The sequence below is a fragment of the Staphylococcus sp. 231237_7MaSpsaltlick genome (assembly GCF_043107035.1).
Genome location: NZ_JBICNX010000001.1, coordinates 487759 through 507037 on the forward strand (window position 1 = coordinate 487759; position 19279 = coordinate 507037).

The 19279-nt window shown below is 33.2% G+C and carries 16 protein-coding genes and 1 riboswitch; of the genes, 6 read left to right on the forward strand and 10 right to left on the reverse strand.

Features of this window, described 5'->3' with window-relative positions:
* Positions 1-85: 85 nt before the first annotated feature.
* Complete coding sequence (locus ACF91D_RS02425) at positions 86-1282, reverse strand: DUF819 family protein (protein WP_039069194.1); 1197 nt, start codon at positions 1280-1282, stop codon at positions 86-88.
* Between the two features lie 156 nt (positions 1283-1438).
* Here ACF91D_RS02425 and ACF91D_RS02430 point away from each other — a divergent pair, with 156 nt between their 5' ends.
* Both ACF91D_RS02430 and ACF91D_RS02435 read left to right on the forward strand, forming a co-directional pair.
* Complete coding sequence (locus ACF91D_RS02430) at positions 1439-2860, forward strand: SLC13 family permease (RefSeq protein ID WP_107548856.1); 1422 nt, start codon at positions 1439-1441, stop codon at positions 2858-2860.
* Positions 2861-2996: 136 nt separating this feature from the next.
* Positions 2997-3203, forward strand: coding sequence for a hypothetical protein (locus tag ACF91D_RS02435; protein ID WP_039069191.1), 207 nt, complete (start codon positions 2997-2999; stop codon positions 3201-3203).
* Between the two features lie 149 nt (positions 3204-3352).
* Here the strand turns inward: ACF91D_RS02435 and ACF91D_RS02440 are convergent, their stop codons facing one another.
* The 3 genes from ACF91D_RS02440 to ACF91D_RS02450 form a co-directional block, all read right to left on the reverse strand.
* Complete coding sequence (locus ACF91D_RS02440; RefSeq protein WP_208181961.1) at positions 3353-4222, reverse strand: SDR family oxidoreductase; 870 nt, start codon at positions 4220-4222, stop codon at positions 3353-3355.
* A 317-nt stretch (positions 4223-4539) separates the two neighbouring features.
* Entirely contained in the window at positions 4540-6435 is a 1896-nt protein-coding gene (locus ACF91D_RS02445; protein ID WP_101094028.1) for an FtsX-like permease family protein, read from the reverse strand.
* Positions 6425-7186 (reverse strand): ABC transporter ATP-binding protein, encoded by a 762-nt coding sequence (locus ACF91D_RS02450; RefSeq protein ID WP_039069186.1) that lies wholly within the window; start codon positions 7184-7186, stop codon positions 6425-6427. Before ACF91D_RS02450 ends, ACF91D_RS02445 begins: the two co-directional genes overlap by 11 nt.
* Before the next feature lie 234 nt (positions 7187-7420).
* On the opposite strand from ACF91D_RS02450, the gene ACF91D_RS02455 reads away from it, so the two are divergent.
* The 3 genes from ACF91D_RS02455 (at position 7421) to copZ (ending at position 11875) form a co-directional block, all read left to right on the forward strand.
* Positions 7421-8872 (forward strand): SulP family inorganic anion transporter, encoded by a 1452-nt coding sequence (locus tag ACF91D_RS02455; RefSeq protein WP_208181960.1) that lies wholly within the window; start codon positions 7421-7423, stop codon positions 8870-8872.
* A 358-nt stretch (positions 8873-9230) separates the two neighbouring features.
* On the forward strand, positions 9231-11615 hold the full coding sequence (locus ACF91D_RS02460) for a heavy metal translocating P-type ATPase (RefSeq protein ID WP_327620980.1): 2385 nt from the start codon (positions 9231-9233) through the stop codon (positions 11613-11615).
* A 53-nt stretch (positions 11616-11668) separates the two neighbouring features.
* Positions 11669-11875 carry a copper chaperone CopZ gene (gene copZ, locus ACF91D_RS02465; protein ID WP_327620981.1) on the forward strand — a complete coding sequence of 69 codons (207 nt, stop codon included), beginning with the start codon at positions 11669-11671 and terminating at the stop codon, positions 11873-11875.
* 291 nt (positions 11876-12166) lie between these two features.
* Here the strand turns inward: copZ and ACF91D_RS02470 are convergent, their stop codons facing one another.
* The 5 genes from ACF91D_RS02470 to ACF91D_RS02490 all read right to left on the reverse strand — a co-directional run bounded on the left by ACF91D_RS02470 (position 12167) and on the right by ACF91D_RS02490 (position 17782).
* Complete coding sequence (locus ACF91D_RS02470) at positions 12167-13165, reverse strand: D-lactate dehydrogenase (protein ID WP_327620983.1); 999 nt, start codon at positions 13163-13165, stop codon at positions 12167-12169.
* 26 nt (positions 13166-13191) lie between these two features.
* A complete protein-coding gene (locus tag ACF91D_RS02475; RefSeq protein WP_039069181.1) occupies positions 13192-14349 on the reverse strand; it encodes an aminotransferase class I/II-fold pyridoxal phosphate-dependent enzyme in 1158 nt (385 codons plus the stop codon).
* Positions 14350-14408: 59 nt separating this feature from the next.
* Positions 14409-14518, reverse strand: a riboswitch (SAM riboswitch).
* Positions 14519-14724: 206 nt separating this feature from the next.
* On the reverse strand, positions 14725-15456 hold the full coding sequence (locus tag ACF91D_RS02480) for an aggregation-promoting factor C-terminal-like domain-containing protein (RefSeq protein WP_327620984.1): 732 nt from the start codon (positions 15454-15456) through the stop codon (positions 14725-14727).
* Positions 15457-15982: 526 nt separating this feature from the next.
* The gene (locus ACF91D_RS02485; RefSeq protein WP_039069178.1) at positions 15983-17026 is read right to left on the reverse strand and encodes a PTS sugar transporter subunit IIC; all 1044 of its coding nucleotides are present in this window, start codon (positions 17024-17026) and stop codon (positions 15983-15985) included.
* A gap of 330 nt (positions 17027-17356) precedes the next feature.
* Positions 17357-17782: a 6-pyruvoyl trahydropterin synthase family protein gene (locus ACF91D_RS02490; RefSeq protein WP_327620985.1), complete on the reverse strand. Its 426-nt coding sequence runs from the start codon at positions 17780-17782 to the stop codon at positions 17357-17359.
* Between the two features lie 135 nt (positions 17783-17917).
* Between ACF91D_RS02490 and ACF91D_RS02495 the strand changes: the two genes are divergently transcribed.
* On the forward strand, positions 17918-18271 hold the full coding sequence (locus ACF91D_RS02495; RefSeq protein ID WP_327620986.1) for a DUF488 domain-containing protein: 354 nt from the start codon (positions 17918-17920) through the stop codon (positions 18269-18271).
* Positions 18272-18376: 105 nt separating this feature from the next.
* Here the strand turns inward: ACF91D_RS02495 and ACF91D_RS02500 are convergent, their stop codons facing one another.
* Complete coding sequence (locus ACF91D_RS02500; RefSeq protein ID WP_107549731.1) at positions 18377-18961, reverse strand: M23 family metallopeptidase; 585 nt, start codon at positions 18959-18961, stop codon at positions 18377-18379.
* Positions 18962-19279 lie beyond the last annotated feature (318 nt).

Below are 19279 nucleotides of genomic sequence, written 5' to 3' on the forward strand. Positions count from 1 at the left end.
CTTATTGCTCCCTTTCCTATAATAGGTATTTAGTTTAATTTCTTAAATTTATATTTAAAAACATTACAGTAGGTTTAATTGTGAACTAAACCATTTGACTTAACAATTGATACATCAGCGTTCCAGCATAATTCCCTACGACATACCCCAATGTTCCTATTATTAGAATAGGGCCCACAAGACCTGTCCATCCTTTACCAATAGCTAATGCAGCTGCGGTTGTTGGTCCTCCTGCTGTTGCATTACTCGCTAATAATATCTCTTCAATTTTAAATTTCAAAGCCTTACCTATCAATAAGCTTAATCCCAAATTAAATATGAGTATAATAATAACAAAAACAAAGAGTAAAGGGGCCGTTGTTATAATTGTGGCAAAAGAAGCAGGCACACCTATAACTACGAAAAAAATATAAATCAAAAAAGTACCTATTTCAGATGCACCAGCCAATTTCTCAAAGAAGTCTCCCCATATTGCAACCACGATTAACGTTAAAGTCGTTAGCAAAAGATAGCTGTCTCCAAAGAAAGAAGTGATAATCGTTAGTAAAATATTGCTTTTAGGTACCCATTGTTGTATCAGCTCAGCTCCTTTAAAACTTACTGCAACAAGTGTGATTGCACTGGCAATCGAAAATGCAATATCTAATAATTGAATTTTTTTAGGTTCCCAATATGATTGTTGTGCTTTTGGTGAACGTTCTGTTTCATAATCTGTTTTAAAATACTTTTTGATTATCGGTAGTGACGGTAATGCAATCAATAACATAAAATATAACGCCATAACACTATTATCTGCCACTACCGTTGCTGATACCATATCACCTGGCGTTTCAAGTTTAGAGCTTAGTGCCGCAAAGTTTACTCCTCCTCCAATATAACTACCTGTCATCATTGCCCCTATATTGTTCAAATAAGGTATCCATTGATTTAACGAAATAAATGCAATAAGCGTTCCAATCATTGTCCCTATGGATGCAATGAAAAATATAATCAATAGTCTTCTACTTTCTTTCCATATTTTCATAATATTTGAACTAAATAAAAGTAACGGTATCGATAAAGGTACAACATAATCCCACACAGTATCATATACTGGTGAACTTGTTGGTATAATTTTAAAGTTTGATAATATCATCGCACCAACAAGTGCAATGATGGCACCAGAAATTGTACTCGCCCATTGATACTTCTGTTCTAAAAATAAACTCACAGTTGCCCACACAATAATGATTGCCCATAAAATCCATGTATCACCTTTGTCTATAAGTGCCCCCACTATCATAAAATCATCTCTTTTCAAATATTTATTTTTAACTATCACCTATATTCTATCAGTATCGACCTAATATTTTTATAATTTTCTGAAAAATAAATTGTCTATATGTTAGGTTATTGATATTCTTACAGTTATAGCACCATAAACAAGGGGGAAATAATTATGAAACAAAAAATCGGCTTAATTTTGGGACCTTTACTTTTTCTTATTTTTTACTTTATTCCTAGTATAACAGGGTTAGATGACGCACCTAGAGCTGTGCTTGCAGTTACACTATTTGTTGCGACATGGTGGATTACAGAAGCTATCCCCATACCAGCAACATCATTAATCCCACTAATTTTACTTCCACTAACAGGAGGGACTGATGAAGTTATCGCATCGAGTGCTTATGCTGATCCTATCGTATTTATGTATATGGGCGGGTTTATCATTGCATTAGCCATTGAAAAATGGAATTTACACAAGCGTATTGCAATGACCATTATTTCAATGATGGGAACAAGTAGTAACCGTATCATCCTAGGTACTATGATTGCGACTGCCTTCATCTCTATGTGGATTTCAAATGCAGCTACGGCACTCATGATGTTACCTATTGCTTTAGCACTCATCAAAGAAATTAAAGATGCACAGTTTCTTAAGCCTGAGTCTGCTAGTAAATTTAGTAAAGCACTCCTCCTAACGGTAGCCTATTCGGCATCTATAGGTGGATTAGCAACACTTATCGGTTCAGTACCAAACGCTGTTTTTGCAGCAATTGCGTCTTCTAGTCTTGATAGAAAAGTTTCCTTTGCTCAGTGGATGATTTTTGCCGTTCCACTTACTGTTATATTATTAGTAATTCTTTATTTCTTACTAACAAAATGGTTATTTAAAATTGAAGATGCGGATCATATATCATCAGATTTTGCGAAGAAAGCATTACATGATTTAGGACCTATGTCCAAGGAAGAGAAACTCACGGCAATTGTTTTTCTATTTGTCAGTCTTTTATGGATATTTGGCGGATTACTCCCAGGTTCATTACATATAACAGATACTAATATTGCAATGTTTGGCGCAGTATTACTGTTTCTCATTCCCGCAAAAACTAAAAAAGGTGGACTACTTATATGGGACGATATGAGCAAACTCCCTTGGGGTATACTACTCTTATTCGGAGGCGGTTTATCTTTAGCTGCAGCCTTTGAAGATTCAGGACTTACAAAATGGTTTGGTAGTATGATGGGAATTGTAAAACCTCTACCATTAATATTAATTATACTTGTACTAACCACAGCTATTTTATTTTTAACAGAGGTCATGTCAAATACAGCTGTTTCTAACATGTTGATGCCAATTAGTATTGGCTTTGCAGCAGCGATTAGCCAAGACCCTTTTATAATCATGGGTATCGTTGCTCTTTCATCTACTTGTGCGTTTATGTTGCCAATTTCAACACCACCCAATGCAGCAGTATTTAGCTCTGATGAAATAGAAATGAAAGATATGGTACGCGCTGGTTTTATTTTAAATATTTTCGCTATCATTGTAATTTCACTGTTTGCTTATTTCTGGTTACCTATCGCATTTGGATTATAAAAAATTAATTAAACACAATCATTTAATATACAACATACAACTTAGGTATGATACACTTTCTATACTATGGACGCATGTTTTACTAGAAAAAACACTGTAAAATAATGTTATAAACTTATAGAAGGAGTCAATAATTATGAAATTCTTATTTAAAGGAGCGATAGCAATTGTCTTAATACTCGGTATAGTAAAAACATTCGAGGAACACGATATTGTTTCAGAAGCGACAAACTACTATAACCAGGTTAAAAGCGGTGAAATTGTACAAACTATTGAAAACATTAATTTTGACGGCTTAAAAAATTTAGATTTCAATGATCTGAAACCTTCAGATTTCTTCTAACGTTTATATACTTTCTTCTAGATAAAATAACCTACAAGTGACATCAATTGTCTAAACTAAAATTTCCAAGACAACCTTCAAACATAAAAGCAGCGAGACAGCCAAAAGACTGTTTCGCTGCTTTTTATTTATACTTTTTAATTTTTATATTATGATGTTATATAATCTCCGCCATTCACATGTATAACTTGACCAGTTATATATGAACTATCTGCATATGATGCTAAGAAAACATATGACGGTGCAAGTTCTGCTGGTTGCCCTCTTCTACCCATTGGTGTATCTCCACCTTGGTTCTCAACTTTGTCTTCTGAAAAAGTAGCTGGAATCAGTGGTGTGTAAATTGGACCTGGCGCAACCGCATTTACTCGAACTCCTTGATTAATTAAAGTTGATGCTAATGAACGCGTAAAGGCAACGATTGCGCCTTTTGTAGCAGAGTAATCAATGAGATGAGCCGATCCTCTATAAGCAGTTACACTTGTAGTATTAATAATTGCATCTCCATCAGTTAAATATGGAACTGCAGCTTGTGATAAGAACATCATACCAAAAATATTTGTTTCAAATGTTTCTTTAACCTGTTCTGGTGAAACAGCTTCGAAACTATCCTGAGGAAATTGTACGCCACCATTGTTCACTAATATATTTAATCCGCCAAAATCTTTAATGACTTTTTCAATTAAATTTTGTGATTCATCGACACTTTTTAAGTCATGAGCATATGCTTTTGTCTTAACACCTAATGAAGTTAATTGCTCTACTACCGCTTCAGCATCTTCCTGTTCGTCGTAATAACCAATAGCTACATCTGCCCCCTCTTTAGCATACAAGACTGCAACAGACCGACCAATTCCTGAATCTCCACCAGTAATCAATGCAATTTTACCTTGGAGTTTGCCACCACTTTTGTAACCTTCCATCTCAGTAATAGGTTGTGGATTCATATCTTTTTGTATACCTGGCTGTCTATCTTGTGTATATCCTTTAATTTCTTTATGAAATTCAGTTAGATTCATATGTTACATACCTCCATTTTACTCTTTTACTGGCAAATACCACTTTAAATAGGAATCAAACATTTTGGCCAATATTCAATAGCTAACAACATAATCACATCGCAAAAACTCTGAGGAATAAACAAATTCCCCAGAGTCTTATATGTTATGAACATTATTTAGTAAATTAAGTGAATACCTTTGCTAATCACTTAATTTAACTTTCTCAAAGTATTTTTTCTCTAGACTTAAACAATTTAGGCAAACTCACTCTCACACGTAACAGTTAAGCCCACATCTTATTTTAACATTTTTATAATTACGGCTAAGACTTTTCTTTAAATCGAATGTTTTACAATCCTACTTGAATGTACAAATGCCATAATTGCAAATATACAATATACAACGGAGTAAGTACCCATTACGATATATACTGGTAACATACTATTACCACCCATAAGTAATATAAATGCTTTTGCTGCAAAATAAGCATGCAACAAGGATACAATAAGTGGTAAACCAAAATTAAACGTCACTTTTAAAGCTAACCCTTTCAACATATCGTGATGTGTATAGCCAATCTTACGTAAAATAACAAAATTAGGTATTTCATCTTCAGTTTCATCCATTTGTTTAATATAAATAATACAACCTGCTGCAACTAAAAAGGCTAATCCTAAGAATGATGTAACAAATAATAGGATACCTACAGAATCATCCATCGATTGACGCACCATTTTTTGCGATTCAATGTTCGGCGATACTGATTTAGCAATTTGATTCGCTTCTTTCCATTCGCTTTGTTTTTTCAAATCATAACCAAATTGTTGACGTGTTTCGCTAGCATTTTGTTTTAAATCATTATATTTATCATCATTAACTAATAATACTGGGCCACCAAAACTTATTACACTCATAAAGCTCACGTCCTTTTCTGAGCCAATGACTTTAAACGTGTGTTGGGATTGACCTTGTAACACGATCTCGCCTTTTTCATTGTGTTGAACGAATCCCCCAGGTGCTACCATGTTAACTACTTTCGCTCGATTACCGGTTATTTCATTATCCTTGAAATTTTTGTTACTAGTAATTAACATCGAATCACTCTTAGACATATTCGGATTTCCAACTTCTTTAAAAAATGTATCTTTCGACATTTTGACTTCAGAGACTTCTTTATACTTTTTATCAAAACCAATATGTGCATCTTTCATTTTATTTTCAAATGATTCTGCTTGTTTATTGTCAATAAAATTAAAATCTTGAGGTGATGTCAAGGCGACATTATCATCAATAGTTGATTTACTAATTGCCCCAAAACACAGCACCGTAACCGTTACTGCTGATATAGTTGCAATTATCGTTAACGATAACGCGTTTTTCTTCATCCTATGCATGATTGAAGACGTAAAGACAACATCAGTGATAGACACTTTACCTCGTTTCGCATTTTTAACCATTTTAAAAATAACAGACACTGAACTTCTGAAAAATAAGTAAGCGCCTACTACTGTTAAAAACAATATAATAAACGGGGTAAACATTAAACTACTTAAAAATTTACTAAACATTTCTGTAGACATATAATAGCCAAATGTAATCATCACAACACCTAAGATGCCTGAACAAATCTCAAGTATTGAGATAGTATTTTTTGATACTTCTGACTTTGTACTATCATTCATCATTGATAAAATACTGCGTCTACGCAAGAAAATATAACTTTGTATAATAATTAACAGCATGGATATAAATATTAGTAAACAAGTTTGAAATACTGCTGAAAATTGGAAGGTTAAGGCTACACTTGTGCTAATATGTAAAACTTTTAACACAACCATGAGTAATAGCTTAGACCCAAAAACCCCTACTATAACACCAATAACACCTGTTACTAAAAACATAGCAATCTGTTCAATTATAAGCATACGTAATATATTAGACTTAGTTAAGCCTATCAATTGAAATAAAGCAAATTCACGTGTACGTCTCTTTATAAATAACTGATTTGCATACATTAGAAATACAATTATGATAAAAAATAAGAAATATGACCCAACGTCTGAACCTTTTCTTATAATTGCCATTGAGTTTTCATTGTTAATACTGTCTGTATATTTTAAAGTTACAAAACTAAAATATAATACGATACTTACAATTAACGAGAAAATATACATTGCATAGTGACGTAAGTTCTGTTTTAAATTCTTAAGTACAATTTGATTAAAACTCATGAGCGACACCGCCTAATGCCGTCTGCATATGAATAATATTTTTATAAAAGGCTTGATTTGAATCATCACCTTGGTACACTTCAGAATGAATATTACCGTCTTTTAGCATGATTACTCTATTAGAATAGCTTGCTGCGACAGGGTCATGTGTAACCATAACAATCGTTGCTTCTAAATTCTTATTTAATTCTTCTAAACGATTTAACAAATCTTGTGCACTTTTAGAGTCTAATGCACCTGTAGGTTCATCCGCAAATATAATGGCTGGTTTATGCACGGATGCGCGTGCTGCTGCAGTACGTTGCTGTTGTCCTCCAGATATTTCATTTGGATATTTATGGCCTAAATCTTGAATCCCTAAAGACTTAGTGACTTCATTGTAATTTTTTTCTTTATCTGCTTTAGACATCTTTTGAATAGAAAGTGGTAACATAATATTTTCTTTAACCGTAAGCGTATTTAATACACTATAATTTTGGAAAATAAATCCCACTTCTTGTTTTCTGAAATCTGCTAATGCTTTATTACTCATTTTATTTATTTTATTGCCATTGATCTCAACTGTGCCGCTTGTAATATAATCAATGGAACTCAAGACGTTTAGCAATGTTGTTTTTCCTGATCCAGATGGACCCATTATTGTAACAAACTCGCCTTTTTCTATAGAAAAATCAAGACCTTTAAGCACTTCTTGTTGTCGATGTCTGTTTCCATAGCTTTTAGTAAGCCCTTCTACTTTTAATATAGACATGCCCTTCACTCCTTAAATAATTTATATCCTTAGTTTAACTAAGTTGCAGTCTATTTTCGTTTGTTTCAACTAACAACCCTACGCTTTAAAATGACAAACTTGTCACACATTTGAAACCATGATTTATTCATCTATTGAACTTCTCATTTTTTAGTTACTTTTACAGCTTAGGGGTAATTGTTTTCACTATATGATATAATAGTCTAGTTCATTTTTAAATAAGGAGTAAGATAAATGTTAAATAAAATTAAGCGGGAGTGGCTAATTGCTCCAGGGACTAATATATTGGCTGGTATAGTCGTAGCATTAGCATTAATTCCAGAAGCCATTTCATTTTCAATTATAGCAGGAGTAGACCCTATGGTTGGTCTATATTCCTCTTTTATTATTGCAGTTGTTATTTCTTTCGTGGGTGGAAGGCCGGCTATGATTTCTGCTGCAACAGGATCTGTGGCTTTAGTTATTGTACCTTTAGTACGGGACCACGGCGTCCAGTATTTATTAGCGGCCACGATTTTAATGGGAATTATTCAAATTATTTTCGGTATATTAAAAATTGGTCGGTTAATGAAGTTTATTCCCAACTCTGTAATGATTGGTTTTGTTAACGCCTTAGCCATTATGATTTTCTTAACACAAATCAAGCATATTTTTGGTATATCTTTTGCCACTTATTTATTTGTTATCATTACTTTACTTATTATCTATCTTTTACCACGTATTTTTAACAAGATACCTGCGCCACTAATTGCGATTATTTTATTAACAATAACTTACTTAGTGACTGGCGCGAATGTAGAAACGGTTGGAGATTTAGGTGAAATTAAACGTTCGTTACCTCAATTTTTCATTCCCGATGTACCTTTTAATATAGAAACGTTAAAAATCATTTTCCCATATGCTTTATCTATGGCGATTGTTGGACTCGTTGAAAGCTTGCTTACGGCTCGTATTGTCGACCAAGCGACAGATACCTATAGTAGTAAAAACCAAGAATCTCGTGGTCAAGGTATTGCCAATGTAATCACAGGTTTCTTTGGTGCTATGGGTGGTTGTGCAATGATCGGTCAATCAGTAATCAATGTACGCTCAGGCGCTACGACGCGCTTATCTACCTTTACTGCTGGTGTGTTCTTAATTATCTTAATCATCGTATTTGGTAATTGGGTCGTTGAAATTCCGATGCCCATTCTAGCAGCTATTATGGTTATGGTTTCTGTGGGAACTTTTAATTGGCGTTCCTTTAAATTTATTAAAAAAGCACCTCGTACAGACGCGCTTGTGATGATTCTCACTGTAGCTATCGTATTAATTACAAGCAATTTAGCACTAGGGGTAATTGTGGGGATAATTGTAAGCGCCTTGTGTTTTGCTACAAAAATTTCAAATGTTTCCGTCCAATATGAAGAGATTAATCATGCTATTCATTATAATATAAAAGGACAAATCTTTTTCGTTTCTATTGATTCATTAATGAACCAACTCGATTTAGAATTACATGACAAAACAATCTATTTAAACTTTAAAGAAGCACATTTATGGGATGATTCAGCTGTTAATGCCATAGACACATTGATTGAAAATTATCATAAAAAGAACAATAAAATTTACGTCAAACATCTAAATAAAGATAGCCGTAAAATTGTTAACGAATTAAGTAAAGTAAACCAAGAACATCTTTTATAAAGTCATTTTCAATCGCATATCTTATAGTGTAAAAACATCAAGCCAATTTTAGTCATTTGCTAAGCTTCGACAAACCTAAGCTATAGTAAAAAATCAAAACAATTATTTTAATCATTTAGATATTCATCACAAGATATAACCAACAGCTATAATACTTAAAATTTAAGTACGACACTAATATGTTATTATTGCCATGTCTTGAAGGGCTAGGAATACGAAATCAATTTTGATTTTGTGTACCTAGCCCTCTTTTTTAAAACAATAACATTGACTTTTATACCTACTAGGGGTATATTTATGTTGTAAAAGGTTCTAATGTTACGATTAATCATTTACAAATCGAAAGGAGGATAACTTAATGAACGAACAGAAAAAAACTACTTTCAATATTACAGGTATGACATGCACAGCTTGCGCTAACCGTATAGAGAAAAATTTAAATAAAATGGATGACGTTGAAGCAAATGTTAACGCAACAACTGAAAAAGCTACAATAACTTATAACCCTAGTTCAACTACACCTACTGACCTTTCCAATACAATTGAAAAAACAGGGTACGGCGTATTAAATGACAAAGTCGACTTAGAAGTTACAGGCATGACATGTGCAGCATGTTCTAACCGTATTGAAAAGGTATTAAATCGCACTGATGGCGTAGATGAAGCCAACGTTAATCTTACAACTGAAAATGCTACAATTATATATAATCCTAATTCAACTTCAGTTGAGACTTTAATTAAAAAAATTCAAAAATTAGGCTATGATGCTCAACTCAAAAAAGAAGCTGATGAAAAACAATCACACAAAGCATTAGAGTTAAAACATAAACTTACAAAATTAGTTATTTCGGCTATATTAGCTTTACCATTACTATTAACTATGTTTGTGCATCTCTTTAACATGCATTTGCCTTCTATATTAATGAACCCATGGTTTCAATTTATCTTAGCAACTCCGATACAATTCATTATTGGTTGGCAATTTTATGTTGGTGCATATAAAAACTTGAGAAATGGTTCAGCAAATATGGATGTATTAGTAGCTTTAGGAACAAGTGCAGCGTATTTTTATAGTTTGTATGAAATGGTCAAATGGCTAAACAATACCAATTATACGCCGCATTTATATTTCGAAACGAGTGCTGTACTCATAACATTGATTTTATTTGGTAAATATTTGGAAGCACGTGCAAAATCACAAACGACAAATGCCTTAAGCGAATTGCTAAACTTACAAGCTAAAGAAGCACGTGTGCTACGTAATAACAAGGAACAAATGGTACCTTTAAGCGAAGTTGTAGAAGGTGATTATTTAATTATTAAACCTGGAGAGAAAATACCTGTAGATGGAAAAATTCTCAAAGGTAAAACTTCTATCGATGAATCTATGTTAACTGGTGAATCTATACCAGTTGAAAAAACACAAAGTGACTATGTGATTGGTTCAACAATGAATAAAAATGGCATTATCACAATCGAAGCTACAAAAGTTGGTAAGGACACTGCGCTCGCCTCTATTATTAAAGTGGTAGAAGAAGCTCAAGGTTCTAAAGCACCTATCCAAAGACTTGCCGATATCATATCTGGTTATTTTGTACCTATTGTAGTTGGTATCGCAATTCTAACATTTATGATATGGATTACTTTAGTTCGCCAAGGTCAATTTGAACCTGCCTTAGTAGCAGCAATTGCTGTACTGGTTATCGCTTGTCCTTGTGCACTTGGTTTAGCTACACCTACTTCTATTATGGTAGGTACAGGAAAAGCAGCAGAGAATGGTATTTTATTCAAAGGTGGCGAACATATCGAGCGTACACATCAAATCGATACTGTTGTCTTAGATAAAACTGGAACAATCACACATGGAACGCCTGTAGTCACAGACTTTGATGGTGATAATGAAACATTACAATTATTAGCTAGCGCTGAAAAAGCTTCTGAACACCCACTCGCCGAAGCTATTGTTAATTATGCAAGATCAGAACAAGTTAATTTATTAGAAGTTGATGATTTTGAAGCAGTACCTGGGCATGGTATCAAAGCCACGATTGCTGGAAAATCATTATTAGTGGGTAACCGTAAATTCTTAGAAGAATATCATGTGGATATTGATTGTTCTGAGCTACAATTATCTCAATTCGAACAGTTAGGTAAGACTGCCATGTTAATAGCGATTAACCAACAATTACGTGGCACTATAGCAGTAGCTGATACAGTCAAAGATTCTACTAACAAAGCAATCCAACAGTTACACGATTTAAATATAGAAGTTGTCATGTTAACTGGTGATAACCAACGTACTGCTGAAGCCATCGCTTCACAAGTTGGTATAGACACAGTAATAGCACAAGTGTTACCAGAAGAAAAAGCATCTAAAGTTGAATCATTACAAGCTAATAATAAGACGGTAGCAATGGTAGGAGATGGCGTAAATGATGCCCCAGCTTTAGTCCAAGCGGATATCGGCATAGCAATCGGTACAGGTACAGAAGTTGCCATCGAAGCTGCTGATGTTACCATCCTTGGTGGTGATTTATTACTAGTACCTAAAGCAATTACAGCTAGTAAATCAACTATACGTAATATTCGCCAAAACTTATTTTGGGCATTTGGTTACAACGTAGCAGGCATTCCAATTGCTGCACTTGGATTACTTGCACCATGGGTTGCTGGTGCCGCGATGGCTTTAAGCTCAGTAAGTGTTGTCACTAATGCACTCAGATTAAAACGCATGAAATTATAATTAAATTTTGAGATGATTCAAATGAAGTTTATTATTTTAAGGAGGTGATTGATATGGCAATCGAAACAATTAAAGTAGAAGGAATGAGTTGTGAACACTGTAAACATGCAGTAGAAAGTGCACTAACAAATCTAGATGGTGTATCAACAGCTGATGTTAATCTTGATCAAGGTAATGTTAAAGTTGATTATGATGATAACAAAGTCGCAGCACCAAACATGTATGAAGCAATAGAAGAGCAAGGTTATGACGTAAAATAATATCTCAAAAACTTATCAAATATAAGTATCTTTGCTGAAATAAAAACGTAAGACACTTAACCCTTGTTCTCAAAGTAAAGTGGCTAGGACATATATAATGTCTCGGTCTCAACTTAGTGTAATAGCAGTAGCTGACTGAGTTGAAAAAACTTTTAAATCGAGCTTTTTCAACTCTAGTCCTCCTTGCCGGGAGTGAGACAGAAATCTTTTCTAAAAAATTAGTTTTCTGTCGCACTCCCTTTTTATATTTAAAATAGCTTACGATTTAAGACATACACACTTGCCTACTTATTAATTTACACGTAATTTAGTATCACCAGTCTTAATAACATCGACTGTCGCATCTAAAGCATCCACAATGAGATTTTCAACGGCTGCATCTGTGTAAAAGGCAATATGAGGTGAAACAATAACATCTTGACGTTCGATAAGTTGCTTTAATACCTCGTCCTCTAATTCAGAATTTCGTTGATCACTTGGAAACAATCCCTTTTCGCCTTCATATGTATCAAGTGCTACACCTTTTAAAATACCGTTATCTAGCGCATGTAATAGCGCACTAGTTTTTACAATGGAACCTCTAGCACAATTGATAAATACTGATCCTCGTTTAAATTCATTAAACAATATATCATCAAATAAATAATCATTATCCTTACTTGCAGGGATATGCACCGTAACAATATCTGCCTCTTTTACAGCTTCTTCTATACTATTTGTATAAGTTAAAAATGACTTATAACTGTCCTGCGGCGCAATATCATAAGCAATAACTTCAGCTTCAAAACCTTGCGCAAATATTTTGGCAACAATTGAACCGATGCGACCAGTTCCTATAACTGCAACTTTCAAGTCTTTAATAGAGCGTGATAAGATAGCTGGTTGCCATCTAAAATCATATGAAGCTGTTTTTTGTTGGATATCATTGTAGTTTCTAACCAGATTAAGTGCTTGTGATACCGTATATTCAGCAATTGAATGTGGCGAATAAGATGGTACGTTAGAAATAATTAAATCATATTTTTGAGCTAACTCGAAATCATATATATCAAAACCAGCACTTCGTTGCGCAATCTGTTTAATACCAAATTCATGTAACTTGCGGTATACATCTTCATCAAAAGGAATTTGCTGTGATATTGAAACACCATCAAACCCTTTTACGCGATCGACAGTTTCTGATGAAAGTAGTGCTTCATCTAAATCAACATTTATATTGTGTTTTGTAGACCATGCTTTAATATAAGGTATATCTTCTTCTCTTACTCCAAAAATTTTAATACTTGTCATAAGTTAATCACTCCAATCAGATTATTCTATTCATAAAGGTGCTTAAGCGATTGTATTCTTTTTGCAGCTTCTAGTAACGATGCATCATCTAACGCTAAAGAAATACGCACATAATGTTCCCCGTGTTCTCCAAATGGTATACCTGGTGCAACAAGGATTGACTGTTCTTGTAATAAATAATCAACAAAACTTTCTCCATTAAAGTTTTTAGGTGTCCGTAACCATAAGAAAATACCACCTTTCATTGGCTCAAAAGGTATATTTGCTTGTTGTAATTTAGCTTCAAACTCATCTCTACGACGTTTAAATGTTAAATTTTGTTCGTCTAAAAAAGCATCGTAGTTATTCAAAGCGTATGTTGCTGCGTCTTGCAATGCACCAAACATACCTGCGTGCGTATGTGATTGATATTTCTTTAATGCTTGTATGATGTCTTTGTTTCCAACAGCAAAGCCAACACGAAATCCTGACATGTTATAACCTTTTGATAGTGAGAATATTTCTATTGCTAGATCTTTTGCTCCTTCTGACTGCAATATGCTAGGATTTTTAGCATCGAAGCCAAATGCACTATATGCAAAATCATGAACAATCTTTGTCTTTGTTCCTTTAAAACGTTCAATCGCTTCATCAAATACTGATTTTGTAGCAACTGAACCTGTCGGGTTATTTGGATAAGTCAAATAAACTAAACGTGTATTGAGTAATGTTTCTTTGCTTATTTTGTCCCACTGAGGTAAATAATAAGGTGGTTCCAAAACGAGTGGTTGTGGTTGTGCATCGGCAAGTAATACTCCAGCTTTATAATCTGTATAGCCTGGATCTGGTAACAACACATTTTCTCCAGGATTCACGATACATGTAGGTAAACCTACAAGACCATTTTTAGTACCATATAAAATGCACACCTCATCTTCTTTATCTAATTCAACTTGAAATTGTCTTTGATAAAAATCTACTATTGCTTGCTTAAATGAGTCTTTACCATGGAAAGCAACATACTTTTGATTATCAGGCTGACGTAGCGCATCAGCAAAACAGTCAATAATTCCTTTGGGAGTTTCACCATCAGGAATACCTACAGCCATATTAATTAATGGTAAAGGACCATGTTCTACTTTCTGTCCCATTGTTTTTGCAAAATAACTATCTGGTATCTGTGCCAATCTATCCGAAATTGCCATAAAACTCCTCCTATTAAAAAAACTATATGCCGACCTGTGTGGCATATAGTTACACATGTCACCTATCTTTCAAGCACAAATGCTTGTTGGAAGTAGCACAGTACTTTTATATCAAAGTCTGTTGCTGAAGCTTCATCAGGCCAAATCCCTCAGCTTCTCTGGATAAGTTTATTTTAAATTATTATTAATTTTATCAGAATATTCACGCTTGTCAATCTAATTTCAAACAAAAAAATGACGTCAAAACCTTCATAAAAAAGAGGATTTCGACGTCACTTATATAAAATCTTAATAAAATAATACAACCCAGGACATAAATGCCTCGGGTTGTTCAATCTAAAATAACTCAATGTTTCTATTGAGTTATTTTAGATCCTACCACCATCCGTTAGCAGCACGGAAATTAATTGCTTCTTCCATTGATCCGTAACGGCTTTCACCGTAGTTAATCATACCTTTAGTTTGGCTAGCTACTGAACCAGTTCCCCATGATTCTTTAGTTTGACCTAAACCTCTGTAACCAGCTGGGTTAACTGCATTTGGGTTACCGCTTGATTCTGGCATTACAATTGAATTCCACATAGCTTCTGTACCACCAGCAGCTAAGAATTGAGCTTTAACTGATCCACCAGTTGATGCTGCTGATGTTTGAGCAGCTTTGTAAGTTCTAGTTGCAGCACTTGTTTGAGTATTAGAAGAAGCTTTAGGCGCTTCAACTGCTGCTACTGGAGTATTGCTTGATTGTTTTTGGACACTTACTTCACTAGCTGAAGTTTCGTTAGTGTTTGTAGTTGCTTGAGTAGTTACGTCTTGTACTGAGCTAGAAGTTGCACTTTGAGCACCTGCAGCTGTGTAATTCCATGACCAAGATTGACCATTTGAAGTGAATGTATATTCATTTCCACCTAAAACAAAGTTATAGTTATACGCGCCAGCGTGTAATGGTTTTTGGTTTAATTCTTCAGGATTGTTTTGAGCTAAATCAGCTAAATGCGCTTTGTCGATATTTTCTTCTGAAGCGTGAGCTTGATTGTGGTCTGCTGTTGTTGCATATCCTGTTACACCTAATGCTACTGCTAATGATGATGCTAAAATTGTTTTCTTCATAATTAAAAAATCCTCCAAATTAAAATCTTTTTAAGTAAAATTATATTTTCGTTAAATTATTTATCGTATGTGCTGAAATCGATTAATTTTTGTGTTTTATTTTTTCGCCACAAATAATATAACACATATTTCGGCTATTTATATTACACTTCCATAACAAAACTTTACAAAAGCAAAGGCGTTTTGTAACATTGAAACATTGCTGTTTTGTTTTGTAATGCATAATTCTCACGTTTTTTTCAAAATATATTGTGTATAGTGTTGTTATATTAAGCTTTATACTTTGTTCGTTGAATGACATCTCATAGTCTGAATTATTACAACCATCCTTTTTGTTACACAAATGTAAAATGACAAAAAGATAAAAAAATTATATTTTGGAGTGAAACTTGCAAATTTTTTTGTCTAAAATTAAAAAGGTCACTGTTATGTGGCCTTTTTATCAAATGTGATTCTTTTATACAATTTTCAAAACATTACATTATATTACAAAATAAACCATGCGTTTTAGCTATTATGTATAATTTTACGCTAAGAATTTGAAGATTTGTCTATCATATAATTTCAATGTCTTCATATAAAATGTATTTATCAAATATCCCATTACAAATGGAACTACAAAAAACGCAATAAATACATAAATTAAGTTCAATAATACTGAATGTTCCATAAATCTAAATGCACTTATTGGTCCAACAAGCCCAATAATTCCAAATCCTGCTGATTCTTTTGTCCCACCAATTCCTATTAGTGCGCCAACAAAACCAGTGACTAATGCATTTGTGAAAATTGGTAGTAAAATAATAGGATGCCTTACCATATTAGGTATCATCATTTTCACACCGCCTAAAAAGATTGTTATAGGTACTCCTGCTCTATTTACTTTTAACGTACCTGCAACTAACGCACCCTCACATGCCACAATTCCAAGTGAAGCAGAACCAGCCGCTAAACCACTAATACCTATAGCTAATGCAGTAGCTACAGTTGATATCGGTGAGATAATTATAAAACTAAATACTAATGCAATAAGCATAGACATCAATATTGGTTGCAATTCTGTAAATGTATTGACTAAATTACCAATACCAGTTGTAATCATTTGAACATATGGCAATATAAGAACGCCAATAAAGCTAGCTATAACACCTACAATAGTTGGCAGAATAATTAATGTTAAACTACCAAACTTTTCTCCAACAACTAGTATTAAAAACACCGCAATTGCTGCAGTAATCATTGTATTAATAAGATCTCCAACACCTACAAGCATCCAAGCACCATCTTTAAATTGCGCTGCGCCGCTACCCACAAAAGCAGAACTTGCGACAACAGCCGTTGCTAAAGGTGATAAGTTGAACCTCATTGCTATTAGCGCACCGACTAATAATGGTACAGTAAATTGAATACTTTCTACTACTTGTAATAATGTTTGGAAAATTTCGTACTTAGGCGCGAAAAGTTTGAATAGTTCTCCTAAAATAGCGTTAGGTATCAATCCTGCTACGATGGCAATGGCTACACCAGATAGTACATTATATAAAAATTGTTTTGGACTTACTTTAATCATAGAAGTTCCTCCTAAGCTGAAATAAATACTAATATATCATATTTTCTCAATTTTCAGAATATTATTTGGTTATTTTTCAAAAACATTTTTATAGCTTTAGGAGGAATTTTATATCTAAATAACAATCAAAATATCAATACCTGTAATCAAAAGACTGTAACAAAAAAGTAGGTATACAAAATCTCAATTTAAAAATTCGATTTCATTTACCTACTTCTATTTAGAATTAACATTTTTTTACAGTCGATAAGGTTGTTCTAGCATGAGTCTATATTTTATTTTAATAATGGTTTCACAAGGCTACGTCATTAAAACAAAATCTCAATTTTACTATTTCATCAAGTTCGCTGTTAGTACAAGGCCTTGAGATGACGTTTCGAAAAATTCTAATTTTTGTAATTGATGCTCGTTAGGTAAGTGTTTAGTAAATTGTTCCCATATCCATATAGCAATATTTTCAGCGGTTGTATTCATTTCAGGCAACGTGTCATTTACCAATTGACCATCTAAATACGGTTCAATTTCTTTTTGGTATAATTTATCGACTTCATTAAAATCTAATGCTAATCCATACTTATCGATATCTGATAAAATTTCAATATTAAATTTGTATTGTTGATCTGCTAAGTCTTTATACACTGTATTTGTAAAATAAATGCGATTATCACAAGTGAATTCAAAAAAATTTTTTATCAAAACTTGGCCCTTACGATATTGAAATTGAGTAGGTGGTTCAATATGATCAAATTTAGTCATTACGGTCACTCCTAACGTCATTTTTATTTATATACCCTTTTATATTATAACTACTTAATTATACATCTATGTTTTTCCTTCAATTTTTAAAGGTAATAGTATAACGAATAGCAAATATTTAAGGAGGTTTATTACATGACCGTATATATTCAAAGAATCTATGAAGACAAGCAACGAGACGGTTTACGAATACTTGTAGATCGCGTATGGCCTAGAGGTATATCTAAAGACGATGCAAATTTAGACCATTGGATAAAAGATGTAGCACCGACTTCTGAACTAAGAAAATGGTTTAACCATGACCCCAAATTATATGCTGCTTTTAAAGAAAAATATGAAAAAGAACTGCGTGATAATGCTGACCAAAAAGAAGCATTCGAAGAACTACAAAGTAAAGTTTCTGAGACAGATAAATACATTATTTTATTATTTGCCGCTAAAGATGAAAAATATAATCAAGCAGTGGTGCTCCAATCATTATTACAATAAATAATCATTATCATAGAAATTGAATATAAAACTACCGCTTATCCTATCAATGTCTTTTAGAATAAGCGGTAATTATTTTATAATGAAATTGTACATACACTATAGTCATTCTAGTTTGTATAAACTTTTCTCACCATCTGGCAAATTTTCAACAAAAGTTTTAGGATTTTCTGCATAATCATTACCTACTCCGCCATTCATTCTCTGAAAATGAAGGTGTGATCCGGTCGTTTGTTCTCCCGTATTACCAGAAAGTGCAATTATATCTCCCGCTTGCACCTCATCTCCTACATTAACTTTAAATTGGTTTAAATGCATATACCATTGATGATACTGTCCATTTGTTTCAGCTATTTGCACTACTTTGCCACCTAAGTCATTCTCAAATGTGCGGGTAACTTTGCCATCTGTTACAGCTTTAACCGGTGTGTCTTCAGGTAAATCATAATCGATCCCATAATGTTTCCCATCAAAACCACTAAACTCATATTCACCGAAATCTTCTGTTTCTCTGCTCCGATCAAAAAAGCCCGTATAAGAAGTCGAGCGTTCATTTTTATTGTTTTGGTTACTAAAGTCTGAAAAACTTTCATTTATACTTTTTTGTATATGATCTATATTCATTGTTAAGAAAATAAGTGGTACAACTATAATAGTTAATAATACAATTGTTTTTATCGTGTTTTTCACTAAATGAATCACCTTTTAATTAGTTTGATTGTTAATTAATAAGTATACTTTTTATATCTTTAAATCTCTAGTAATCCGCTTAAAAATAACCTCATACTTTAGTTTGACATAAAAATAGGAAGCGAAATAAAAAATTTAGCCAATTTCTTCTATTCGCTTCCAAATATAAACCGATACTATTCAATTATTATTTAGATGGCATTGTAACATAACTTAATAGTATACATATACAGTTTTCATCTATATTTTCATTATTTTGGCTGTGCTAATTACAATGTCAATTAAATAGGTTGTAACAAGTATTAGCTTTATGTTAGT